This window comes from Microbispora sp. ZYX-F-249 (genome assembly GCF_039649665.1).
Lineage (GTDB): Bacteria > Actinomycetota > Actinomycetes > Streptosporangiales > Streptosporangiaceae > Microbispora > Microbispora maris.
In genome coordinates this window covers 45,188-69,859 of record NZ_JBDJAW010000034.1, presented here as the reverse complement: position 1 = coordinate 69,859, position 24,672 = coordinate 45,188, and the positions used below count along the sequence as shown (strand labels likewise).

Genomic DNA, 24,672 nt, shown 5'->3' with positions numbered 1-24,672 from the left:
CAGATTCGTTCCGACATCACTGAAATAACAGAAGGATCTTCGGTCTAACTCGTTCCACGCGCCGTTTGTGACGATGTGCGAGGCATACCACCACCTTTCCGTAACAAAAGAGGGGATCACAGGTGGCCGACACCCTCGCGTCGTTCGAGCAGGCCCACAAGGCCTTCGAACGGCAGGCGCGACGCACCCCGGACCACACGGCGGTCGTCTCCGGGACCACCCGCACGACCTACGCCGATCTCAACGCGCAGGCCAACCGCATCGCCCACGAGCTGATCTCCCGCGGAGTGCGGCGAGGCTCGGCGGTCGGCGTGTGCCTGCACCGCGACGAGAACCTGATCGCGGCGCTGCTGGGCGTGTGGAAGACGGGCGCCGCCTATGTGCCGCTGGACCCGGCCTACCCGCCCGAGCGGCTGGAGTTCATGATCGAGGACGCCGGGGTCTCGCACACGGTCACCTCCGCCGAGCTCGCCGCGCGCCTGCCGCGGCGCGAAGTCGTCCTGCTCGGCGACGCCGGGGACCGCCCCGGCTCGGATCCGGACCTGCCCGGCGACCCGGCCGATCTGGCCTACGTCATCTACACCTCCGGATCGACAGGCCGCCCCAAGGGCGTCGCGATCGAGCACCGCAACGTGATGACGCTGCTGCGCTGGGACGCCGGTTACTTCACCGCCGGGGAACTGGCCGGATTCCTCGCCTCGACGTCGGTCTGCTTCGACCCGTCCGTCCCGCAGCTCTACCTGCCGCTGCTGCTGGGCGGCACGGTGAGCATGGCGGACAATCCCCTCGCGCTGCACACCCTGCCCGCCAGGGACGAGGTCACGATGATCAGCGCCGCGGCCTCCGCGCTGACCGCGCTGCTGCGGGAGCCGCTGCCGCCGAACGTGCGCACGGTGCTGTCCAGCGGTGAGCCGGTGAGCCGGGCCCTGGCCGACCGCGTCTTCGCCAACCCCGGCGTGCGGCGCATGGTGAACCTGTACGGCCCGACCGAGTGCACCGTGCACTGCTGCGCCCACGAGATCGCCAGGGACGAGCCCGGCGAGCCGCCGATCGGCACGCCGTACGCCTGGTCGGAGCTGTCGGTGCGGGGCGCCGGCGGCGAGGCGCTGGGCGACGGCGAACTCGGCGAGCTGTGGGTGGCCGGGCCGCTGGTCGGCCGGGGTTACCTGAACCGGCCCGAGCTGACCGCGGAGCGGTTCGTGACCGACGCCGAAGGCGTGCGCCACTACCGCACCGGCGACCTGGTCCGCCGGGAGGGCGGCGTCTACCACTACGAGGGGCGGATCGACGACCAGGTGAAGGTCGCGGGCTTCCGCGTGGAGCTCGGCGAGGTGCGGGGCAGGCTGGAACGTCACCCGCTGGTCGGCCAGGCCGTCGTGCTCGCCCCGGCCGACGGGGAGGGCACCCGCAGGCTCGTCGCCTACGTGGAGCCGGCCGGGCCCGGGCTCGACGATCTCGACGAGAGCCGGCTGCGGGCCTGGCTGCGCGAGTGGCTGCCCGACTACATGGTTCCCGCCAGGATCGTGTTCCTCGACGCCGTCCCGATCGGTCCCACGGGCAAGGTGGACCGCTCCCGGCTGCCCGAGGTCTCCTTCTCCGCGCCGCGCGACGACACCGAGCGACAGCGAATCGACACCGAGCGGCAGCGGGACGGCGGCGCGACGCGGGGTCACGTCGCGCCGCGCGACGACGTGGAGCGGCGGATCGCCGCCATCACCGCCGAGACGCTCGGGATCGAGCGGGCCGGCGTCCACGACCACTTCCTCGACCTGGGCGGGCACTCCCTGGCCGCCGCGAGGATCTGCGCCCGGATCGAGCAGGCGCTGGGCGTCCGCGTCGCGCTGACGACCTTCCTGGCCCGGCCCACGGTCGCCGAGCTGGCCGAGTACGTCCGCGAGGCCGCACCGTCCGCCGCGGCAGGCACTGCGGCAGGCACCGTGACAGGCACCGTGGCAAGCACCGTGCCGCCGCTGGTCCGCCACACCGGCCGGACCCGCTATCCGCTGTCGGCCGGGCAGCGCGGCAAGCTGCTGCTGCGCGAGGTGAGCCAGAATCCGCACGCCACCGCGATCGCCTTCCGGCTGGGGCTGCGCGGCCTCACCTCGGCGGAGCCGCTGCGCGCCGCCCTCAACGCGATCGTCCGGCGGCACGAGGCCCTCCGCTCCGTCGTCGTCGACGGCGTCGCCGTCGAGGTCGTCCCCCCGTCGCCGGTGCCGCTCGAGGAGCATCGACCGGCCGGCCCGCGGGAGGCCGACGAGCTGCGGCGGGCCGCGGTCGCGCACGACTTCGACCTGGCCCGCGACTCGCCGCTGCTGCGGGCCACCCTGCTGTGGTCCGGGCCGGACAGCGCGGAGCTGGTGCTGCTCACCGACCACACCGTGTTCGACGGCGCGTCGCTGGGGATCGTCATGCGGGAGCTCCTCGACGGCCTCGCGGGCGGCGGCGAGGTCCTCCTGCCGGAGCCGCCGCTGCAGATCGGCGACGTCGCGGTGCGCGAGCAGGAGACCACCCGGGACACCGAGGCGCTGCGGGCCTTCTGGGCCCGGGAGCTCGCCGGGGCGGTCCCGCCGTACGAGCTGCTGCTCCGCCGGGACGACCGGCCGAGCCGCCTGCGCGGTGAGCGCCTGGTGCGCCGCCTTGACCCGGCGACGGTCGCGCGGGTCGGCGAGCTCGCGGCCGGCTGCGGCGCCACGCCGTTCGCGGTCTACCTGACCGTGCTCGGCATGCTGGTGGCGGGGCTGACCGACCGGCGGGACGTGGTCCTCGGCGCCGCCGTGGCCGACCGCGCCACCCCGGGGCTGGAGGGCGTGGTCGGCGTGCTCGTCGACGTGCTCCCGGTGCGGCTGCGCCTGGACGACGGGCTGTCGCTGCGCGCGGCCGTACGGCAGGCGGGAGCGGCGACCGCCCGCGCGATGGACCACAGGGGGCTGACCGAGCAGGAGCTGACCGAGGCGGCGGGCGTCGAGCGCCCGCCCGGCTGGGTGCCGACCCCCGTCACGCTCTCGATGCAGCCGCCGGAGGTGCCCCTCTCGCTGGATCGCGGGGGCGTCGGCGTGGACCTGGTCGGCGAGCTGGACGCGGGCAGCGTGCAGGTCCCGCTGATCGTCTACGTCAACGCCACGGCGGCCGGGCCCGAACTGCAGGTCGAGTACGACCTGGAGCACCTGGACCGGGCCGCGGCCGAGACCCTGACCGGCCGTCTGACCGGCGTGCTGGACGACGTCCTGGCGCACCCGGACCGGCCGCTGTCGGCGTTCGAGGTGATCGGCGCGGAGGAACGGGCGGCGCTGCTGGCGGCGGGAACCGGTGCGCCGCTGCCCGCGGACGCGCCGCGGACGGTCGTGGAGGCGGTGCTCGGGCAGGCGGTGCGGCGCCCGCACGCCCCGGCGGTCGCCGACGGGGAGGGCGTGCTCACCTACGGCGAACTGGCCGGGTGGGCGCGACGGGTGGCCGCGGCTCTGGGACCGGAGTCCGCCGGCTCCTGCGTGGGGGTGTGCCTGCCGCGCGACCGTCGTCTGCCCGCCGCGCTGCTGGGCGTGCTGCTCGCCGGCGCCGCCTACGTCCCGCTCGATCCCGGCCATCCGCTCCGGCGGCTGCGCGACCAGGTGGACGACTGCGGCGCCAAGGTGATCGTCGCGGCGGGCGAGGGGCTGGCGGTGGCCCGGGATCTGGGCGGCGTCGTCGTCGACCTGGCTCACCTGCCCCCGGCGGAGGCGGCGCCGGGCGGCGTCGAGGTGGACCCCGGCGACCTCGCCTACGTCCTGTACACCTCGGGCTCCACCGGCAGGCCGAAGGGTGTGGAGATCACCCACGGCAACCTCGCGGCATTCGTCGCCTCGATGACGGTCACGCCGGGGGTCCGGCCGGACGACGTGATGCTCGGCCTGACGCCGTTCTCGTTCGACGTGTTCGGCTTCGACGTGTGGGTGAGCCTGTGTCGCGGGCTGCGGCTGGAGCTGCTGGGCCGCGACGAGGCGCTCGACGGGCGGGCCGTGGCGCGGCGCGTCGCGGAGTCGGGGGTCACGCTGATGACGGCGACGCCGACCACGCTGCGCATGCTCGTCGCCTCCGGCTGGCGCGACGATCCCCGGGAGCGGGGCGGTGACGTGCGGGTGGTCAGCATCGGCGAGGTGCTCGACCCGGCCCTCGCCGCCGGCCTGCTGGACCGCGGGGTCGATCTGTGGAACGCCTACGGACCCACCGAGACCACGATCTACTCCACCGTCATCCGGGTGACCGCGCCGGTCGGCGACCGGGTGTCCATCGGCCGGCCGCTGGCCGGGGAGCGGGCGTACGTGCTCGACCGGGCGGGGCGCATGCTGCCCGCCGGGGTGGCCGGCGAGCTGTGGATCGGCGGCGCCGGTGTGGCCGCGGGCTATCGCGGCCGGCCGGAGCTGACCGCGGCCGCCTTCACCGACGATCCGGACGGCCCGCCGGGCGGGCGCCGCTACCGCACCGGAGACCTGGCCCGCTGGCGGCCCGACGGCACGCTCGATTTCCTCGGGCGGCGCGACGGGCAGGTGAAGGTCCGCGGCCACCGGATCGAGCTCGGCGAAATCGAGTCCGCGCTCCGGGAGAGCGTCGCCGACGCGGCCGTCGCCGTGCGCGACGGCGACCACCTCGTCGGCTACCTCGCCGCGCCGCCGGGGACCGACACCCGCGAGCTGGAGCGGCGGCTGAGCACGCGGCTGCCCGACTACATGGTCCCCCGCCGCTGGGTGCTCCTGGACGCCCTGCCCCTCACCGCCTCCGGAAAGGTGGACCGAACGGCCCTGCCGGAGCCCGGCGACCGGGCGCCGCGGGTGCCGCCGGGCACCGAGGCCGAGCTGCTGGTGTCGGAGGTGTGGAGCGCCGTGCTGGAGGGCCCGGAGCCGGGCGCGCACGACGACTTCTTCGCCCTCGGCGGCCACTCCGCCACCGCCGCCCTGGTGGCGGCCCGGCTGAGCGACGCCCTGGACCTGACCGTGCCGGTGCGCCTGCTGTTCGAGCGGCGGACCCTGGCCGACTACGCCGCCGGGCTGGAGGCCCTGCTGCTGGCCGACCTGGAGGAGACGCCGTGACCATCAGCGACGAGCGCAGGAGCGCTCTCGCCGGCCGGCTCGCGGTGGCCCGCCGCGCCCATGCCCGGGCCGTCCCGGCGATCCCCGTCAGGGACGCGGACGGCGGCCCCGCTCCCCTGTCGCCCGCGCAGGCCCGGCTGTGGTTCCTCGCGCAGCTCGACGACGTGGCCGCCTACAACGTGCCGACCGTCGTCCGGCTGCGCGGGCCGCTGGACGTCGCGGCGCTGCTGGGCGCCGTGCGGGATCTGGCCGACCGGCACGAGGTGCTGCGCAGCCTGTTCACCGACGACGGCGCGGTCCCCGTCGACGCCGGACGGGTCCCGATCATGGTCGAGGACCTCGACGACGACGCCCTGCTGAGTGCGCGGCTGCAGGAGGAGCTCGCCCGTCCGTTCGCGCTGGACGCGCAGCCACCCGCCCGCGCCCTGCTGCTGCGGCTCACCGCGACCGGGGAGCACGTGCTGGCGCTGACCGTGCACCACATCGCCTTCGACGCCTGGTCGCGGAACCTCGCGCTGGCCGAGCTCGCCGCCCTGTACGCGGCACGGCTCGGGCTCGCCGGCCCGCCCGAGCCGCCGCGGGTGCAGTACGCCGACTACGCGGCCTGGCTCGCCGGGCAGCCGGAGGGCGACCTGTCCTGGTGGACCGGTCGCCTGGCCGGGCTCGAACCTGTCCTGGACCTGCCGGTGGACCGGCCGCGGCCCTCGGTCGCCGACTGGACGGGCGCCACCGTCCCGGTGCGGCTCGCGCCGGCGCTGACCGCCCGGGTTCGCGAGGCCGCCGCCGAGACCGGCTGCACGCCGTTCATGGTGTTGCTGGCCGCCTGGCAGGAGCTGCTCGGCCGGGTCTGCGGCACCGACGACGTGCCGGTGGGCGTGCCCGAGGCGGGACGGCTCCACCCCGGCACCGCGGACATGCTCGGCTGCTTCGTCAACACGCTCGTGCTGCGGGGGGACAGGGCCGGCGAGCCGACCGGCCGCGAACTCCTGGCCCGGACGAAGGCCGCCGTGCTCGACGCGCTCACCCACCGTGACGTTCCGTTCGACCGCATCGTGGAGCACCTGCACCCCGAGCGCAACCTCGCCAGCACGCCGATCTTCCAGGTGCTGCTCAACGTGTTGGAGGACGGCTCCCGGACGCCGGACTTCCCCGGCCTGTCCGCCGAGCAGGTGCAGTTCCCCCTGCGCACCACCAAGTACGACCTCAACCTCGCCCTGGACAACATGGGCGAGACGTACGAGGGCGAGCTCGCCTACCGCGTCGACCTGTTCGACGAGACGACCGCCCGGCGCGTCACCGGCTGGTACCTCACCCTGCTGGAGGGCATGCTCGCCGACCTCGACGCGCCCGCGGCGGCCGTGCCGCTGGAGCCGGTGACCGGGCCCGTCGTCTCCGGCACGCGGATGCCGATGGACCTGACCCGGCCGCTGCACGCGTTCGTCGGCGACCACGCGCGGCGCACGCCCGGGGCGACGGCGGTGACCGACGCCTCCGGCTCGCTCACGTACGGCGAGGTGGACCGGCTGGCCAACCGCATCGCCCACCACCTGGTCACGGCTGGGGTGCGGCCGGACGAGCCGGTCGGCGTCCTCGCCGGCCGGCACCGCGGGTTGGTCCCCGCGCTCCTCGGCGTGCTGCGCGCGGGCGGGGCCTACCTGCCGATGGATCCTCTCTATCCCGACGACCGTCTCGGCCACATGCTGGAGACGGCCGGCGCGCGGGTCGTGCTCGCCGATCCCGAGCACGCGGGCCGGCTTCCCGGCACGCTGGTCCTGCCCGAACTGCTGGCCGCCGGACCCGAGGATCCGCCGGACGTCGAGGTCGCCCCGGACCGGCTGGTCCATGTGATCTTCACGTCCGGCTCCACCGGGCGGCCCAAGGGCGCCGCGATCGAGCACCGGTCGGCCCTGCACTACCTGCACGGCCTGGCCGAGCTGGTGCCCGACGCGTACGCGTCGTACGGGGTGGTCTCCACCACCGCCGCCGACCTGGGGCTGACCTGCCTGTACGGCGCGCTGTTCCGGGGCGCCGCGGTCCACCTCGTGGACCAGGACACCGCCACCGACCCCGAGGCGTACGCCGCCTATCTCGCCACTCACCCCGTCGACGTGATCAAGATGGTGCCCAGCCATCTGGAGCTGCTGGCCGCCCACGGCGACCTGGCCCGGATGCTGCCGCGCCGGGTGCTGATCCTCGCCGGGGAGGCCACCTCGTGGGAACTGGCCGAGCGCATCCGCGCGGCCCGTCCCGACCTGGAGCTGCAGATCCACTGCGGGCCGACGGAGACGACGGTCTCGGTCCTCGGCGGCCGGGCGCCCGCCACGCCCACGGGGGCGGGATCGGTGCCGCTCGGCCGCCCGCTGCCCGGAGTGGACTGCTACATCGTGGACGCCGCGGGCCGCCCGCTGCCCGCCGGGGTGCCGGGCGAGCTGTGGGTGGCGGGCCCGAGCGTCGCCCGCGGCTATCTGAACCGGCCCGACCTCACGGCGCAGCGGTTCGTCCCCGACCCGGTGACCGGGACCCGGCGCTGCTACCGCACCGGCGACCGGGTCCGGCTCAACGCCCAGGGGCTCGTGGAGTTCCTCGGCCGGGTCGACGACCAGGTCAAGATCAGGGGTTTCCGGGTGGAGCTGGGCGAGGTGAAGGCCGCCCTGCAGGAGCAGCCCGGCGTCCGGGAGGCCGCGGTGCTGCCGGTCGGCGAGGGACGCTCCCGGCGGCTGGCCGCCTGGGTCGCGCCCGCCACCGTGGACCTCGCGGCGGTCAGGGCGGGACTGCGTGAGCGGCTGCCCGACTACATGGTCCCGTCCGCGATCGCCGTCCTCGACGAGCTGCCGCTCACCCCGCTCGGCAAGATCGACCGGGCCCGCCTGCCGGTCCCCGACGCGGCGCCCGCCACCGGCCGGGTGGCGCCGGCCACCCCGGCCGAGCTGCGGATCGCCGCCGTGTGGGCCGACGTCCTGGGCGTGACGGACTTCGGCGTCGACGACGACTTCTTCGCGCTCGGCGGCGACTCCTTCCGCGCGGTGCGGGCGGTCCGGGAGATCGACCCCACGCTGCGGGTGATCGACCTGTTCACCCGGCCCACGGTGCGCGAGCTGGCCGCGCACCTCGACGGCGGCGCGCAGGCCCCCACCGGTCTGCTGCACCATCTGGCGGGTCCGCGTACGGCGAGCCGCACCCTCGTCTGCGTGCCGTACGGGGGTGGTTCCGCCGCCGCCTTCCGGCCGCTCGCCGCCGAGCTGGCCCGTCTCTCGCCCGGGACCGCGGTGGTCGCCGTCGAGCTGCCCGGGCACGACTCGGCGCGGCCCGAGGAGGACCCGCTGCCGATAGCGGAGCTGGCCGGCCGCCTCACGGCCGAACTGGCCGGGGTGCGCGGCCCGATCGCCCTGTACGGGCACTGCGTCGGGTCGGCCGCGACGATGGAGCTGGCGCTGCGGCTGGAGGCCGCGGGGACGCCGCTCGCCGGTGTCGTCGTCGGCGGCAGTTTCCCCGACGCGCGGCTGCCCGGACGGCTGTCGGCCTGGTGGAACCGGAGGTTCCCCGCCCACCGCTGGTCCTCCGACCGCGCCCAGCGCGACTTCCTGCGCACGCTGGGCGCCGTGGACGACGACTTCGGCGACACCGGGATCATGCTGCGCGCCCTGCGGCACGACGTCGAGGAGGCGCAGGCGTGGTTCAGCCGCCACCTCGACCTTCCCGAGGACTCCCCGGAGGACTCCCCGGAGGACTCCCCGGAGGACTCCCCCGGGCATGAGGAGCGCCGGCTCGCGGCGCCGCTGCTGTGCGTGATCGGCGAGCGTGACCGGTCGACCGAGCTCTACCGGGAGCGCTACCGCGAGTGGGGGGCGTTCGCCGAACGGGTCGAGCTCGCCACGATCCCCCGCGCCGGGCACTACTTCCTGAAGCACCAGGCCGAGACGCTGGCGCGGCTGATCGACGAGCGGCTCGGCCGCTGGGCCGGCGGCGACCTGCCCGAGCCGGTGGGGCGGGCCGAGGTGGCCGGGCAGAGCGCCCGGCGGGACCTGCGCCGCTTCTACACGGTCGCGGCCGGGCAGACCGTGTCGCTGCTCGGCGCCGCGCTGACCTCCTTCGCCCTGGGCGTGTGGGCCTACCAGGAGAACGGCCGGGTGCTCGACTACGCCCTCGTCACCATGCTCGCCCTGCTGCCGTCGCTGCTCGCGGCGCCGCTGGGCGGCGCGGTCGCCGACCGGGTGGACCGGCGGCTGGTCATGCTCGTCTGCGACGGCGTCTCCGCCGTGGCCACCGCCGCCCTGGTGATCCTGCTCTGGCTCGGACGGCTGGAGGTCTGGCAGGTCGGGGCCATCGCGGGGGTGCTGTCCCTGGTGACGGCCTTCCACCGGCCCGCCTACCTGGCGGCCGTCGCGCAGCTCGTGCCCAAGCCGTACCTCATGCAGGCCAACGCGCTGGCCAACCTCGGCACCGGCCTCGGCATGCTCGCCGGCCCGCTGGGCGGCGCCGCTCTCGTCGCGACCGTCGGGCTGCACGGCGTGGTGGCGGTGGACGTCGTCACGTTCCTCGCCGGGCTCGGCACGCTGCTGCTGGTGCGTTTCCCCGACAGGCTGTTCCGCAGGCTGGAGGAGTCGTTCTGGCAGGCCATCGCCGGCGGGTGGCGCTTCCTCGTACGGCGGCGCCCGCTCATGATCATGATCGGGTTCTTCGTCGTGGAGAACTACCTCGGCATGCTCGCCCAGGCGGTGACCGTGCCCGCGGTGCTGTCGTTCGGCGACGTCGCGGGCGTGGGCGCGGTGACCGCCATGCAGGGCCTGGGCGCGGTGCTCGGCTCCCTGGCCATGGTGTTCTGGGGCGGCACCGAGCGGCGCGCGGTCGGCATGGTCGGTTTCGTGATCGGGTTCGGGGCCGGGGTGCTGCTCGTCGGCCTGCGGCCCTCGCTCCCGCTGGCCGCCTTCGGCGGTCTGATGGCGTGGGCGTTCCTCAGCGTGCTCAACGCGCACTGGCTCGCCATCATCCAGCTCAAGGTCGGGCTGGAGCTGCAGGGACGGGTGCTGGCCACCAACCAGATGCTCGCCGTGTCCATGACGCCGCTGGCGTTCCTCACGGCGCCGGTGCTGGCCGACGACGTCTTCGGCCCGCTGCTCGCTCCCGGCGGCGCGCTCGCGGACACGGTCGTCGGCGACGTCGTCGGAGTGGGGCCGGGGCGCGGCGTCGCCCTGCTGCTGGCCGTCTGCGGTGCGCTGCTGGTGCTCTGGGGCGCGCTGGGGCTGTGGTTCCGGCCGCTGCGGCTCATGGAGGACGCGCTGCCCGACGCGGTCGCGGGCGCCGAGATCGCCGACGACCTCGACGCCGTCCAGGCCGAGGCGGACGCCACGCTGCTGGAAGGCACCGGGCGCACGCTGGCGGCGTGACGGCGGCATCCGGTCCTGTTCAGTGACAAGTCGATCACAAGTCCGCCTGCCTACCTTCGGCCGTTGGAAGTCGGTGGAAACCGAGGGCTCCAGCATCCGAGGGGACGAACAGCATGTCGTTGATATCGAAGGTCACGGGCACCGTTCTGGCGGCGGCGGCCGTGACCGCCGCCGCCGTGCCCGCCGTCGCGGCACCCGCCGTACCGGCGGGGCGGACGGCGCCGACGCCGACGCCGGGAGACCGGGCGCCGGCGTACCTGACGCCCGAGCAACAGGACGTTTTCCGGCGGCAGGCCCCCCTGGTCGCGGCGGCCGACGAGATCAGGAAGGCGGTGGAGAGCGGCCCGTCCGCCGGGTACGCGGGAATCGAGCTGGCCGGCGACCGGGTGGTCGTCTGGTGGAAGGACAAGGTGCCCGGGCGGGTCCGGGCCGCGATCCGCCAGGCCGGGAAGGCCGTCACGGTGGAGGTGCGCCCGGCCGAGCACTCGCAGAGCGAGCTGTCGGAGGCCGCGGACCGGCTCTGGGCCGCCTCCGGCGCCGACCGCGGCGGCCGCGTGCACGCCGTCAAGATGGCCCTCGACGGCAGTGGGCTCACCGCGGCGGTCAGGGAGCAGGACGCCGCCCTCGCCCGGCAGGAGCTGCCGAAGGTGGGGGTTCCGGTCGAGATGGTCGCGCAGGAGCCCATGACGCTCAACAAGACTCGCTGTGACGACGACGCCCCCTGGTACGGCGGGGCGGCGATCCGCAACGACACCTTCGCCGCCAGCGGCGGCTGTGGGGGGAACGCCGGCCTCTACTACCACTGCACCGCCGCCTTCCCCGTGCACATCAACCTGGTCCGCTATCTGCTGACCGCCGGCCACTGCGGCGCGCCGGGCGACCGGTTCACCGACGGCGCGGGCCAGACCATCGGCACCGCCGAGGCCGAGCACGTGGGACACGACCTGCTGCTCATCAGGGTGACGGGCGTCGTCTCGGTGAACGACGCCACGGGCTGGATCTGGGACGGAAAGCCCGGCGTGAACGACTTCGTCAAGCCGGTGGCCGGATGGGGGTGGACCTACAAGGGGCAGTCGTTGTGCGTCTCCGGCGCGACCAGCGGAGCGACGTGCGGTCACGTGGTGGACGGCAAGTACACCGAGATCTGCGGCACGGAGATCTACGGGACCAAGGAGTGCTACGACGACATGATCTCCGCCAAATCGCCGGCGCTCGGCAGCACGGCCGGCGGCGACAGCGGTGGGCCCGTCTTCGAGTTGACCGGCGGCTCCAGCATGGTGCGGGCGATGGGGTCGAACACGGGCACCGTCACGTCGACATCCATCTTCGGCAGCAAGAGCCAATGGACCATTTTCCAGGATTTCGGCACGGCCACCCGGGACTTCCCCGGGCTCGAGCCCTACCTCGGTTTCGCCAAGGACCCCCTCTAAGCCGACCGAAGCTCGGATGGTCTGCGGGGCCGATGTCCGCTTGACCGGTTTTGTCGGGTTTCAGTTAACGATCTCGATGAGATTCGCCCGATTCACTGGCGCCCGGCTCCGCCCGGCGGTGTGATTGCCCCGGTCTGGTCCCCCACAGGCATCCGAGAAGGGGTCGCACAACGTGAGACTCGCACTGCGCACCACCGCCATCACGGGCGCCGTCATGGGCGCCGCCGCGGCGATGCTGCTGCCGGCCGTACCGGCGGTGCAGGCCGCGGACGGCGCCGCGCCTCGCGTGTCCTGCGCCGCGACGCTGTCGGCGCCGACGCGGGAGGCGGCGTTCGGCGAGGCGGCGCGGGCGACGGGCGCGCCGGAAGCACTGCTGAAGGCCGTGGCGTACATGCTGTCCCGCTGGGACGACCATCAGGGCAGGCCGAGCTCCGACGGCGGCTACGGCGTGTTCGACCTGAGCGACGACACGCCGATGACGGGAGACGGGGCCGGCAAGGGCCGGGCGGCCGGGACGCGGAGCCAGATCGCGGCGGCGGCCGAGCTGACCGGGCTACCCGCCGACACGCTGCGCGCGCAGCCGAACGCCAACATCTGCGGCGGCGCGGCCCTGCTGGCCTCCTACCACGACGGCGGCGACGACCTGGGTTCCTGGCGGGACGCGGTCACCCGGTTCGGCGCCAAGCACGAGTTCGTCCGGCAGGTCTACCAGACCCTGCGCGCCGGCGAGAGCCGGGTCACCGCGGACGGCCAGACGGTGACGCTCCCCGCCGACGAGTCGGTCGCCCTCCCGCCGCAGGCCAAGGCGGCCGCGCCGGGCACGGACTGCCCCTCCGGTCTCGACTGCGAGCTGATCCCCGCGCCGTACGCCAAGCACGTCCCGGCCGACCCGGACAACACGACGCGCTACGGCAACCACGACGTCGCCGACCGGACCGGGCCGGGCGGGCCGAAGCTCGACTACATCGTCATCCACGACACCGAGGGCTACTACGACCCCTCGGTGCGGCTCGTCCAGGACCCGACGTACCTCGCCTGGAACTACACCATCCGCTCCGCCGACGGCCACGTCGCCCAGCACCTCGACGCCAAGGACGTGGGCTGGCACGCCGGCAACTGGTACGTGAACATGCACGCCATCGGCATCGAGCACGAGGGCTTCGCGGGCGGGGCGGGGTGGTACACCGAGTCGATGTACCAGACCTCGGCCGCGCTGGTGAAGCACCTGGCCGGCAAATACGGCATCCCGCTCGACCGGGCCCACGTCATCGGCCACGACCAGGTGCCGGGGACGATCCTCGGCGCCACCAAGAGCATGCACTGGGACCCGGGGCCGTACTGGGACTGGGACCACTACTTCGAGCTGCTCGGCGCGCCGATCGGCGGCGGCCGGGCGGCCACGACCCGGGTCGCGCCGGGCGACGTGGTCGAGGTGCGGACCGGCTACCACGACAACCCGCAGCCGCTGACCGGCTGCGCCGCCGCGTCGCCGCCCTCGCCGGAGTGCGTCGCCGGGGCCGGCACCAACTTCCTCCCGCTCCGCCAGTCGCCGTCCGAGACCGCGCCGCTCGCCGCCGACCCCGGCTGGAAGCCCACCGGCGAGGCGGGCACGACGTACGTCAGCGACATCAGCGCCCGCGTCGTCTCCGGCCACAAGCTCGTCGTCGCGCAGGTGCAGGGCGACTGGCTGGGCGTGTGGTGGGCGGGGGCGCTGGTCTGGCTGCGCAACCCCGCCGACCGGCCCGTCGTGATCCCGGCCTCGGCCAAGACGGTCACCGTGAAGGCGGGGGCGAGCACCCCCGCCGCCGTGTACGGCCGGGCCTACCCCGAAGCGCCGGCGTACGACGGCACCGGCATCCCCGTGCAGGCGATCTCGCCACTGGAGTACACCGTCCCGGCCGGGCAGGCGTACGCCGTGAGCGACGACGACGTGGTCACCGACTACTACCGGGCGACCACGTTCGACGGGTCGGCGCCCGGCGACCGCACCGACCTCAGGGGACAGGACCGCTACTACCAGCTCTGGTACGCCCATCGGCAGGTGTTCGTCCGCGCGGCCGAGGTGGACCTGCACGACGCGCGGCCGGTCGCGGTGGTCAACACCACTCCCCCGGTCGTGCGCGGCGTGGCGAAGGCCGGCCGCACGCTGACCGCGTCCCCGGGCGCATGGACGCCGTCGCCGAAGCGGGTCCGCTACCAGTGGCTGCGCGACGGCGCCGAGATCAGGGGCGCGACCGGGCGGACCTACCACGTCAAGGGCCGCGACCGCGGCGCCCGGCTGTCCGTACGGGTGACGGCGTCGGCCCGCGGCTACGAGCCCGGCGTCGCCACGTCGGCGGCCACCTCACCCGTGCAGCCCGCCAGGCCCGCGCGGCCAAGACACCCCGCGCACCCCACGGCGTCCCCGTGGCGCTCCGAGCCCCGGCAGGTCGACTGGTCGCGCCGTTAGCGGGCGGGGCGCGGACAGAGGCGTCCGCGCCCCGTGCGTCGCCGGTCATCGCCCGAGGTGGAGCCGCGCCCCGTCCGGCGGCCCTGGCGACCGGAGGCCCGCCACCGGACGCCAGGGCCGCCGATCGTCACCGCGGTTGCCCGGCCGGTGGCCGCGCGTACACCGCCGTGTCGTCGTCCGTCGCCCGCAGCGCGCGTACGCCGGCGACGGCGAGGGCGATCCCGCTGGCCAGGAGCACGGCCAGCTGCACGCCACCGGCGAGGCCGGTCATGCCGAGGCCGGGGTCGGTCCCGCCCGGAGACAGGGTGCCCGCGCGGGCGAGCACGGCGGGCACGGCCAGGATCGCGCCCGCCAGCGCGGCCGGCCCGGGCCACGTCAGCGCCCTGCCCATGGCCGTGCACCACACCGTCAGCGCCAGCAGCGCCAGGGAGGCGAGGCCGGGAGTGTCGATCCACATCCAGGCCTGCACGAGGATCGGCACCGGGGCCGCCCCGGCCCTCGTCGCCGCCCCGAGCACGCCGACGGCCAGGGCGAGCAGGAGGCCCGCGGCGACCGGGATCGCGAGCACGGGCAGGGCCCGCCGCGCGGGCAGCCGGGCCGGCGGCGCGTCACGGTGGAACCCGATCACCAGGGCCAGCACCGTGACCACGGCCGGGAGGACCGAGCAGGCCCAGCGCAGCACGCTCTCCCCGTTGAGGAACAGCGGCGGCACCAGCGCGTACGGCAGCACCAGGGCCGCCGTGGCCGCCGCTTTGGCGATGCCGGGGCGGCCGCGGACCAGCGCGCCGAGGGCCACCGCCCACAGCAGCGGCGCCAGCTCGGCCAGCACCAGCCGCACGCGCTCGGGCGACCCGGCGTCGCCGATCCCCATGACGGAGCCGGGGAGCGAATCCGGAGGGAAGCCGTAGGTCAGCACGGCCTGCCCGGCGTAGACGCAGCCGATCATCGTCCAGTAGACGAGACCGAACAGGGCCGCCCGGCGGACCGCCTCACCCCACAGGTGGAACCGAGGCGGGGACCCCGGGCCGCCGAGCCGAACCCGCAGCGCGAGCGCGGCCACACTGGCGATCTCCATGAAGCGCGGGCGCTGGTCGTCGTATCCCGCCCGCCCGGACTGGGCGCCCTCGAGGAAGGCCCAGACCATCTCCTCCTCGCGCTCGGCCCGGTAGGACGCGGGCAGCAGCCGCAGCCACCGCCGGTAACGCTCCTCCAGAACGCTCATGCCACCCCCTTCGCCTCGCGGCTCGGGGTCGCATTCGCGAAACGCACTGTGCTCACTGACTCGCTCGCTCCGCTCACTCATGCCACCCCCCTCGCCCAGCGGCCCGGGGTCGCCTGATCGCGGCGCGCCGTGCCCACTGATCCGCTCGCTCATGCCGGACCTCCCGCCTGCCTGAGCCGCAGCCGCTCGACGGCGCGGCGCGCGTTGTCGGCCAGCCGTACGGCTTCCTCCTCCAGCGCCCGCGCCCCCTCGTCGGTGAGGCGGTAGTAGCGGCGCAGCCGTCCCTGCCGCACCTCCTCGCGGTCCGCCTCCACCAACGCGTCGGCCGCGAGCCGGTCCAGCACGCCGTACAGGGTGCCGATCTTGAGCTGGACGCGTCCCCCGGAGAGCCGCTCGACCTCCTGCGCGATGCCGTAGCCATGCCGCGGCTCGTCGACCAGTGCGGTGAGAACGAGAAAGGCGGGCTCCGTCATCGTCCGTGCTGCTGTCACGTTGCCACTATATATCGGGAGACATGATATTCGCGCGCGCCGAACGTAGCCGGGGCCGCGAACCCTGATGTGCCTGACCCGTAATGTGCTGTTACGGTAGGCCGCGGTGTGCCGGGAAGTCGGGTCGGCGACGTCGTCGCATCGCCCGTACGGAGGTTTCCGGTGATTCTCAGGACAGCGGTCCGGCACCGTGCCGGCGGCACACGCGTCCGGGAGCGCGGGGACGGCCGCGAGAGCGCGGAGCGACGGTTATGAGACTGTTCTGGGCCGTGCTGGGGCGTTTCCATCATCCGGCGCAGGTCATCACGACGGTGTTCGGGCTGGCGATCCTCCTGGGGACCACCCTGCTGTCCAGCCCGATGGCCACGGCCTCGGGCGAGCCCGCGGGCTTGGTCACCGCCCTGTTCACCGCGACCTCGGCGGTGTGCGTGAACGGGCTGACGGTCGTCGACACGGCCACGCACTGGTCGGCGTTGGGCGAGATGGTCATCGCCGTCCTGATCCAGGTCGGCGGGCTCGGCATCATGACCCTCGCGACCGTCTTCACCCTGCTCGTCTCCCGCAGGCTGGGCCTGCGCGCCCGGCTGTCCGCGCAGGCCGAGGCCAAGGTGCTCAACGCCGGCGACCTGCGGCGCGTGGTGGGCAAGGTCGTCGTGTTCAACCTGTCCTGCGAGGCCGTGGTGGGGACCGTCCTCACGCTCAGGTTCGTGCTCGGATACGGCGAGCCCGTCGGGCGCGGCCTCTACCTGGGCGTGTTCCACGCGGTCTCGTCGTTCAACAACGCCGGATTCGCGCTGTGGCCCGACAGCCTGGTCAGATTCTCCGCCGATCCGTGGATCTGCCTGACCGTCGCGACGGCGGTGATCGTCGGCGGGCTCGGCTACCCGGTGGTGTTCGAGCTGCGCCGGTCCTGGCGCCGCCCCGGACGCTGGTCGCTGCTCACCCGCATCACGCTCGCGGTCACCACCGTCCTGCTGGCCGGGGGCACGCTGATCTTCCTCGTCACGGAGTGGACCAACCCCCGCACGCTCGGTCCCATGGACGGCAACGGCAAGCTGCTCGCCTCCTTCTTCACCGCCGTCATGCCGCGCAGCGCCGGGTTCAACACCATCGACATCGCACAGATGCACCCCTCCAGCTGGCTGGTCACCGAGCTGCTGATGTTCGTCGGCGGCGGCAGCGCGGGCACCGCCGGCGGCATCAAGGTCACCACCATGGGCCTGCTCGCGTTCATCGTCTGGGCGGAGCTGCGCGGCGAGAGCCGGGTGAACATCGGCCACCGCCGCCTCACCGAGGCCGCGCAGCGGCAGGCGGTCTCGCTCACCGTGCTGAGCGTGAGCCTGGTCGCGCTCTTCACCTACGTCCTGCTGGTGCTGACCCCGCACTCCCTCGACCGGGTGCTGTTCGAGGTCGTCTCCGCCTTCAGCACGACCGGACTGTCCGTCAGCGTCGCCCCCGAAGCCTCTCCCCCCGCCCAGGTGCTGCTCACCCTGCTGATGTTCGTCGGCCGGATCGGCCCGCTCACACTGGGCTCCGCGCTGGCGCTCAAGGAGCGCGGCCGTCGCTATGAACTACCCGAGGAGGACGTCATCGTTGGCTGACATGAGAAACGACCCCGTCGCGGTGATCGGTCTCGGCCGCTTCGGCACCGCGCTCGCTCTGGAGCTGGTGCGGCGCGGCACCGAGGTGCTGGCCATCGACCATCGCCCGAAGGTGGTGCAGAGCCTCGCCGGCCAGATCACCCACATCGCCACCGCCGACGCCACCGATCCCGAGGCGCTGCGTCAGCTCGGACTGCCGGACTTCTACCGGGCGGTGTGCGCCATCGGCAGCGACCTGGAGGCGAGCATCCTCACCTCGTCACTGCTGGTGGAGATGGAGATCGACGACATCTGGGCCAAGGCGGTCAGTCAGCAGCACGGCCGCATCCTCAGCCGGATCGGCGTTCAGCACGTGGTCTTCCCGGAGCACGACATGGGCGAGCGCGTGGCCCACCTGGTGAGCGGCCGGATGCTCGACTACATGGAGGTCGACGAGAACTTCGCCCTGGTCAAGACCCTCCCGCCCAAGGAGTACGTCGGGGTCCCCCTCGGCGAGTCGAGTCTGCGCCGCAAGTACGGCGTGACGGTGGTGGCGGTGAAGCGGCCGGGCGAGGAGTTCACCTACGCCACCGCGGAGACCGAACTCGGCTACGGCGACGTCATCATCGTGTCCGGACGTACGGACCAGGTCGAGCGCTTCGCCGAACTGCCGTGACGGGTTGGCGGGAAGGCCGAATATCCGGCTTCACCGGCCATCACGTCACGAATTCGAGTAACGTCACTACTCATAGTGATCAAATGGGGGCCGCCGCGACTTGACCGACCGGTCCCAAATCGTGCCATCCGTCGCGGACGACGGGGAGTGCCCCGCGCGCAAGACGGGAAGGAGTAAAGCCATCAGGAAAGGAATCATGTGCTGACGTGGGGGCCGGCAATGGAGTCGCGATGAGTTCCCAGAGCGTCCTGCGCGCGTTGCCGTTCATCGCGATTCTCATGGTCGTCATCGTCGACCTGATCAGCGGGCCGGGTGTGGGCTTCCTGCCGCTCCTCACCCTGGGGCCCACCTTCGCCTCGGTAGCGGGGGGCGTCCGGCGCACCACCCTGGTGGGGGTGCTGGCCCTGGTCATCTGCCTCCCCCTCGCGGTCTACGACGGTCTCCTCGGCAGGCCGCAGAACAATCTCACCATCGCGGCCATCATCGGCGTCACCGCCGCGAGCATGCTCGCCAGCAGGCTCAGGAACCGGCGGGAGCGCGAACTGGCCGACGTCCGCCTGGTCGCCGAGGCGGCCCAGCGCGTGCTGCTGCGCCCCGTCCCCCGCCGTGCCGGCGACCTCCGGGTGGCGCTCTCCTACACCTCCGCCGCCGCCGAGGCCCAGATCGGCGGTGACCTCTACGAGGTCGTCACCACCCCCGACGGCGTACGCATCCTGATCGGCGACGTGCAGGGCAAGGGACTGGAGGCGGTGGAGACCGCGGCGTGGGTGCTCGGCGCCTTCCGCGAGGCGGCCTACGACCAGTCCGAGCTCGCGGGCGTGGTCGAGCGCGTCGAGACCAGCCTGGCCCGGCACCTGAGCGGCGAGAAGTTCGTCACCGCCATCGTCGCGCAGGTCCACGACGGGGAGATCTCGCTGCTCAACTGCGGCCATCCGGCCCCCCTCGTGCTGCGGCACGACGGCGGTGTCCACTTCGCGGAGCCGCAGGAGGAGGCCCTCCCGCTCGGGCTCGGCACGCTCGGCTCGCCGCGTCCGAAGCCGCACCGGGTGCCCTTCGGGGACGGCGACCAGATCCTGTTCTACACCGACGGCGTGGTCGAGGCCCGCGACCGGGAGGGCCGCTTCTACCCCCTCATCGAGCGGGCGCATCTGCTGCGCGACGCCGATCCCCAGGCGGCCCTCGACGAACTGCGCGCCGACCTGCTGCGGCACGTCGGCGGCCCGGTCCCCGACGACGCCGCCATGCTCCTGCTGCGCCGCCACCCGGCCTGAGTGCTGCGTCCCGGCCGGGCCGGGTCCCCCGGCGTCCCCTACTCGGGATGCTCGCCTCCCGCTCGGTCGCGGAGCCTGCCCACCAGCGTGGCCGCGGCCTGCCCGACCCTGCGGGGCACGGCGTGCGCCGGGCTGGCCGCGAAGCTCGACTCGTCGAGCATGTCCTTGACCATCTGCAGGGCGATCCGGTTGCGGTTCGGCGTGCCCTGGACCATCGCCTCGGTCAGCTTGCGCACCTGGTGGCTCTTCACCTTCGCCGGCAGCGGCGGCTCGTGCTGGTCGACCAGGCACTCGACGATGACAGGACCGTCCCAGGAGAGCGCCTCGTACATCTGGTCGGCGCAGGTTCTCGGGTCCGTGATGCACATCCCCCGGGCGCCGCACGCCTCGGCGAATTTGACGAAGTCGATCGGGGCGAGGTCGACGCCGTACTCGGGGTTGCCGAGGAACACCATCTGCTCCCACTTGATCAGGCCGAGGGAGTTGTTCTTCGCCACGACGATCTTGATGGGCAGGTCGTGCTGCACGGCGGTGAGGAAGTCGCCGAGCTGCATCGTCAGCGACCCGTCCCCGGTGAAGGCGACGACCTGCCGGTCCGGATAGGCGACCTGCGCGCCGATGGCGTACGGCAGGCCGGCCGCCATCGAGCAGTTCGTGCCGGAGAAGCTGAACATCTGCCCCCTGCGGATCTTGATCTGCCGGGCCGCCCAGCTCGTGACCGTGCCGGAGTCGCCGCACACGATGGCGTCCGGCCGGAGCGCGCCGTTCAGCGCCCAGGCGGGCACCTGCGGTTTCATCGGCGTGTCGGTGCGCGTGCCGCGCTCCTCCATGAGCCGCCACCACGCGCGCATCCCCTGCTGTGCCCCGGTCAGGAACGACCTGTCCTCGTTGCGGGTCAGCAGCGGCAGGAGCTCGGCCAGGGTGGCCCGCGCGTCGCCGGCCAGCGGCACGTCCACCGGGTAGCGCAGGCCGAGCCGTTCCGGCCTGTCGTCGATCTGCACGCACACGGCCTGCCCCGGCGCGGGGTAGAACTCGATGTACGGCATGGTGGACCCGACGATCAGCAGCGCGTCGCACTCCTCCATCGCGTCCTCGCTCGGGCGGCTGCCGACCAGGCCGATGGGCCCGGTGGTGTAGGGGCTGTCGTCGGGCACGCAGTCCTTGCCGAGCTGGGCCTTGACGATCGGCGCGCCGAGCTTCTCCGCGACCGCCTCGAGTTCGTCCACCGCGCCGCGGGCGCCCGCCCCGGCGAGGATGACCGGCCTGCTGCGCCCCGACAGCACCCGGGCGGCCGCGTCGAGGTCCTGCCGGCGCGGCACCCGGATCGGCGGCCGGTACGCCGTGGAGGTGTGGCCCTCGACGTTGCGCCGGAAGCGGCTGCCCGACCCGGCCGGGGCCGCCTGGTAGTCGATCGGGAACGTGAGGTGGGCCGGGCCGCGCTGGGTCAGCGCCGTGCGCACGGCGTAGTCGGTGACGTTGACGACGTGCGCCGGCCCCATGATGCGCTGGTTGTACAGCGCGACGTCGTCGAACATGTAGTCCGTGTTGACGTCCTGCAGGTAGCTGGTGCCGACGAGGTCGTGGTAGGTCATGCCGCTGATCGCGAGGAGCGGCGCCTGGTCGGTCCGCGCGTCGAGCAGCCCGTTGAGCAGGTGGGCCGCGCCGGGGCCCGAGGTCGCGAAGCACACGCCGAGCCGCCCGGTGAACTTGGCGTAGCCGACCGCCGCCATCGCGGCCACCTCCTCGTGGCGGCAGTGGATGTAGCGCAGGTCCCGCCTGCGGTTGTGCAGGGCGTCCATGAAGCCGTTGATGCCGTCGCCCGGCAGGCCGAAGACGACGTCCACTCCCCACTGGATCAGCCGGTCCACGAGGACGTCCGCGGCGGTGAGTTCATCGCCCATGATGGGCCTCCCTCGATGAAACGCGTGCGCGCCGCCTGGCGGCGAGTGCCGCCGCGACGGCGACGGCCGCCCCCGCGCCGACGGCGACGAGCGCGCGCGGGCTCTCACGTTCGCCGGCTCCGTCACCGGCGGCATGCTCGGCAGCGCTTTCGACAGCGCTTTCGACGGCGCCGTCGACGGCGTGGCCGGCCGGCCCGAGTTCGCCCTCGCGGATCGCGAGCGCGAGCACCTCAGCCAGGTGCAGGGGCCTGCGGCCGGTGCCGGCGATGATCTGTCCGCGGCAGCTGAACCCGTCCGCGACGATCAGCGTGCCGGGGTCGGCGGCGCGCACCTTCGGGAGCAGCACCCGCTCCCCCGCCGCCATCGAGACCGCGTAATGCTCGCCCGCCTCGTAGCCGAAGCCGCCGGCCATGCCGCAGCATCCGGAGTCCGGGATCTCCACCTCCAGCCCCATGTCGCGCAGCAGCGCGCGTTCGGCCTCGAAGCCCATCACCGCGTGATGGTGACAGTGCACCTGGACGAGCGCCCCGCGCCGCAGCCGGGGCGGCGGCCAGTGCGGCGCGTGCCGCGTGAGGAACTCCGACAGCAGGTAGCTGTTCGCGTGCAGCCTCCCCGCGTCGAGGTCGTCGGGCAGCAGGTTGGTCAGCTCGTCGCGGAAGACCGCCAGGCAGCTCGGCTCCAGGCCGACCACCGGGATCCCGGCCTCGACGAGCGGGCCGACCACGTCGAGCACCCGGCGCAGGTAGCGCCGGGCGAGCGTGAGCATCCCGTAGTCGTACAGCGGGCGGCCGCAGCACAGCGGGCCCTCGGGCACGATGACGTGGAACCCGGCGGACTCCAGGACGTCCACGGCCGCGACTCCCACCTCCGGCTGGAAGTGCTCGGTGAAGGTGTCCGGCCACAGCAGGACGGGCGGCCCGTCCGGGTTGCGCGGCACGTGACCCGCCATGAGGTGGCGGAACGTGCGGGGCGCGAAGCGCGGCGCGTCGCGCTCCGGCGCGATCCCGGCGGCCAGTTTGACCAGCCGGCCGAGCGCCGGCGCGTGGGTGACGGCGTTGGCCAGGCGCGGGACGCGCGAGGCCAGCCGGGCCCACACGTCGACGAGCCCCAGCGCGTACGCCTGCCGGGGCCGCGGCCGGCCGGCGTAGTAGTGGTGGAGGAACTCGGCCTTGTAAGTGGCCATGTCCACCTTCACCGGGCAGTCGCTCCTGCACCCCTTGCAGGCCAGGCAGAGGTCGAGGGCCTCGCGTACGGCCTCGCTGCGCCAGCGCCCCTCGACGGGGCCCGCGCTCTCGGCCATCTCCTGCAGCAGCCGGGCCCGGCCCCGGGTGGAGTGCTTCTCCTCGCGGGTCACCATGAAGCTCGGGCACATCACCCCGCCGGACAGGTGGCGGCACTTGCCCACCCCGAAGCAGCGGCCGGCCGCCTCGGTGAAGCTGCCGCCGTCGAGCGGGTAGCCGAACACGTGCTCCAGGTCGCGCGGGCGGTACGCCGGGCCCTCACGCAGGTGGGCGTCCAGCGGGTAGGGGTCGATCAGCTTGTGCGGGTTCATCCGGCCGTCGGGGTCCCAGACGCGCTTGAACTCCTCGAAGGCCCGCATCAGCTCGGGCGGGAACATGCGCGGCCACAGCTCGGCCCGCCCATGACCGTCGCCGTGCTCCCCCGACAGCGACCCGCCGTACGCGCCGACGAGGTCGGCGGCCTCCTCCATGAACCGCCGGAAGGCCCGGACGCCGTCGAGGCCGCGCAGGTCGAAGTCGATGCGGCTGTGGACGCACCCCTGTCCCCAGTGGCCGTAGAAGACGGCGTCGTAGCCGTGCCGGTCGAGCAGGCGCAGGAAGTCGCGCAGGTAGGGCCCGAGGACGTCCGGGTGGACGGCGGCGTCCTCCCAGTTGGGCCAGCCGCCGTGGCCGCCGAGCCCGATCGGCATGCGAGCGGTGCCCGCCGAGTGGCGCCGGATCTCCCACACCGCGCTCTCGTCGGCCGGGTCGTCGTAGAACCTGCAGCTCGGGCCGTGCGGGCGCGTCCGCGCGGCGCGGACCAGCCGCGCGGCCCGCGCGTCGGCCTCGCGCTGCGTCTCGCCGCCGAACTCCATCAGCAGCCACGCCCGGCCGGGCGGCAACAGGTCCTCGCCGCCGAAGCGGAAGCCCTTGGCGCGGAGGTTGGCCACAACATGGCGGCTGGTGAACTCCAGCCCGATGGCCCCGAACCGCAGCAGCCAGGGCACGTCGTCGCCCGAGGAGGGGATGTCGGGGTAGCCGAGCACGACGAGCGCGCGGCGGGGCGGCAGCCGCACCAGCCGGCAGGTCGCGTCGAGGGTCAGCGCCAGCGTGCCCTCCGAGCCCACGAGCGCCCGCGCGACGTTGAAGCCGTTCTCCGGCAGCAGGGCGTCGAGGTTGTAGCCGGACACCCGGCGGGGGATGTCGGGCAGACCCCGGCGGATCGCGTCGGCGTAGGTGTCGCGGATGTGGCGCAGCCCGGCGTAGACGGCGCCCCGCCGCCCGCCGGCCGCGATGACGCACGCCAGCTCGTCCTCGCCGGTGGCGCCGACCCGCATGCGGGTGCCGTCGTAGGTGACGATCTCCAGCTCCTCGATGTTGTCGACGGTCTTGCCCGCCGTCAGCGAGTGGGTGCCGCAGGAGTTGTTGCCGACCATGCCGCCGATCGTGGCGTGGTCGTGGGTCGCGGGGTCCGGGCCGAAGGTCAGGCCGTACGGCGCGGCGGCGTCCCTGAGCTGATCGCAGATGACGCCGGGCTGCACCCGCGCGGCGCGGCGCATGGGAGCGAGCTCGGCGATGCGGTCCATGTGGCGGGTGAAGTCGAACACCACGGCCCCGTTGACGGCCTGTCCGGTCAGCGAGGTGCCGCAGCCGCGGGCGAGCACGGGAGCGCCGAATCGGCGGCACACCTCCAGCGCGGCCTCGACGTCGGCGGCGTCCCTGGGTGTGAGCACGCCGACCGGCACCTGCCGGTAGACGGACGCGTCGTAGGCGTACATGGCCCGGTCGCCGCCGCCGAACCCGACCTCGCCCGCGACGGCCTGGGCGAGCCGGTCGCGCAGCTCCCCGGCGTACGGAGGCAGCGGCGGATTCCTGGCCTCCGCCGCCCCCGGCCACGCACGGGGCGGCGCCGACGGCCCCGCTCTCGGGAAGACGCGGGTCATGTCCGCCTCCTCGCGGATCTCGCCGGACCGCCGGAACCGTGCCTA

Annotated in this window: 11 protein-coding genes; 7 read left to right on the top strand and 4 right to left on the bottom strand. The window is 73.9% G+C overall.

The window, feature by feature from the left end; translation table 11 throughout:
• Nucleotides 1–122 precede the first annotated feature (122 nt).
• The 4 genes from AAH991_RS30750 to AAH991_RS30735 all read left to right on the top strand — a co-directional run bounded on the left by AAH991_RS30750 (nt 123) and on the right by AAH991_RS30735 (nt 14,323).
• The gene (locus tag AAH991_RS30750; protein ID WP_346229420.1) at nt 123–5,060 is read left to right on the top strand and encodes a non-ribosomal peptide synthetase; all 4,938 of its coding nucleotides are present in this window, start codon (nt 123–125) and stop codon (nt 5,058–5,060) included.
• Nucleotides 5,057–10,444 (top strand): non-ribosomal peptide synthetase/MFS transporter, encoded by a 5,388-nt coding sequence (locus AAH991_RS30745; protein ID WP_346229419.1) that lies wholly within the window; start codon nt 5,057–5,059, stop codon nt 10,442–10,444. The genes AAH991_RS30750 and AAH991_RS30745 overlap by 4 nt, the downstream gene beginning before the upstream one ends.
• A gap of 113 nt (nt 10,445–10,557) precedes the next feature.
• Nucleotides 10,558–11,874: a trypsin-like serine protease gene (locus AAH991_RS30740; RefSeq protein WP_346229418.1), complete on the top strand. Its 1,317-nt coding sequence runs from the start codon at nt 10,558–10,560 to the stop codon at nt 11,872–11,874.
• Between the two features lie 172 nt (nt 11,875–12,046).
• Nucleotides 12,047–14,323 (top strand): N-acetylmuramoyl-L-alanine amidase, encoded by a 2,277-nt coding sequence (locus AAH991_RS30735; RefSeq protein WP_346229417.1) that lies wholly within the window; start codon nt 12,047–12,049, stop codon nt 14,321–14,323.
• A 127-nt stretch (nt 14,324–14,450) separates the two neighbouring features.
• Here AAH991_RS30735 and AAH991_RS30730 read toward each other — a convergent pair whose 3' ends face one another.
• Nucleotides 14,451–15,545 carry a hypothetical protein gene (locus tag AAH991_RS30730; protein WP_346229416.1) on the bottom strand — a complete coding sequence of 365 codons (1,095 nt, stop codon included), beginning with the start codon at nt 15,543–15,545 and terminating at the stop codon, nt 14,451–14,453.
• Nucleotides 15,546–15,694: 149 nt separating this feature from the next.
• Entirely contained in the window at nt 15,695–16,036 is a 342-nt protein-coding gene (locus tag AAH991_RS30725; RefSeq protein ID WP_346229415.1) for a PadR family transcriptional regulator, read from the bottom strand.
• A gap of 251 nt (nt 16,037–16,287) precedes the next feature.
• Here AAH991_RS30725 and AAH991_RS30720 point away from each other — a divergent pair, with 251 nt between their 5' ends.
• The 3 genes from AAH991_RS30720 to AAH991_RS30710 all read left to right on the top strand — a co-directional run bounded on the left by AAH991_RS30720 (nt 16,288) and on the right by AAH991_RS30710 (nt 19,563).
• Nucleotides 16,288–17,637 carry a TrkH family potassium uptake protein gene (locus AAH991_RS30720; protein ID WP_346229414.1) on the top strand — a complete coding sequence of 450 codons (1,350 nt, stop codon included), beginning with the start codon at nt 16,288–16,290 and terminating at the stop codon, nt 17,635–17,637.
• Between the two features lies 1 nt (nt 17,638).
• The gene (locus AAH991_RS30715; protein ID WP_346229413.1) at nt 17,639–18,292 is read left to right on the top strand and encodes a potassium channel family protein; all 654 of its coding nucleotides are present in this window, start codon (nt 17,639–17,641) and stop codon (nt 18,290–18,292) included.
• Between the two features lie 230 nt (nt 18,293–18,522).
• On the top strand, nt 18,523–19,563 hold the full coding sequence (locus tag AAH991_RS30710; protein ID WP_346229412.1) for a PP2C family protein-serine/threonine phosphatase: 1,041 nt from the start codon (nt 18,523–18,525) through the stop codon (nt 19,561–19,563).
• A 38-nt stretch (nt 19,564–19,601) separates the two neighbouring features.
• On the opposite strand, the gene AAH991_RS30705 is transcribed toward AAH991_RS30710, so the two are convergent.
• Nucleotides 19,602–21,464 (bottom strand): thiamine pyrophosphate-dependent enzyme, encoded by a 1,863-nt coding sequence (locus tag AAH991_RS30705; protein ID WP_346229411.1) that lies wholly within the window; start codon nt 21,462–21,464, stop codon nt 19,602–19,604.
• On the bottom strand, nt 21,454–24,627 hold the full coding sequence (locus tag AAH991_RS30700; protein ID WP_346229410.1) for an FAD-binding and (Fe-S)-binding domain-containing protein: 3,174 nt from the start codon (nt 24,625–24,627) through the stop codon (nt 21,454–21,456). Before AAH991_RS30700 ends, AAH991_RS30705 begins: the two co-directional genes overlap by 11 nt.
• Nucleotides 24,628–24,672 lie beyond the last annotated feature (45 nt).

Excerpts from the sequence above, each read along its gene's own strand:
- AAH991_RS30740 (WP_346229418.1), top strand. The coding sequence starts at position 10,558 with ATGTCGTTGATATCGAAGGTCACGGGCACCGTTCTGGCGGCGGCGGCC.
- AAH991_RS30730 (WP_346229416.1), bottom strand. The coding sequence starts at position 15,545 with ATGAGCGTTCTGGAGGAGCGTTACCGGCGGTGGCTGCGGCTGCTGCCC.
- AAH991_RS30720 (WP_346229414.1), top strand. The coding sequence starts at position 16,288 with ATGAGACTGTTCTGGGCCGTGCTGGGGCGTTTCCATCATCCGGCGCAG.
- AAH991_RS30715 (WP_346229413.1), top strand. The coding sequence starts at position 17,639 with ATGAGAAACGACCCCGTCGCGGTGATCGGTCTCGGCCGCTTCGGCACC.
- AAH991_RS30710 (WP_346229412.1), top strand. The coding sequence starts at position 18,523 with ATGAGTTCCCAGAGCGTCCTGCGCGCGTTGCCGTTCATCGCGATTCTC.
- AAH991_RS30705 (WP_346229411.1), bottom strand. The coding sequence starts at position 21,464 with ATGGGCGATGAACTCACCGCCGCGGACGTCCTCGTGGACCGGCTGATC.
- AAH991_RS30700 (WP_346229410.1), bottom strand. The coding sequence starts at position 24,627 with ATGACCCGCGTCTTCCCGAGAGCGGGGCCGTCGGCGCCGCCCCGTGCG.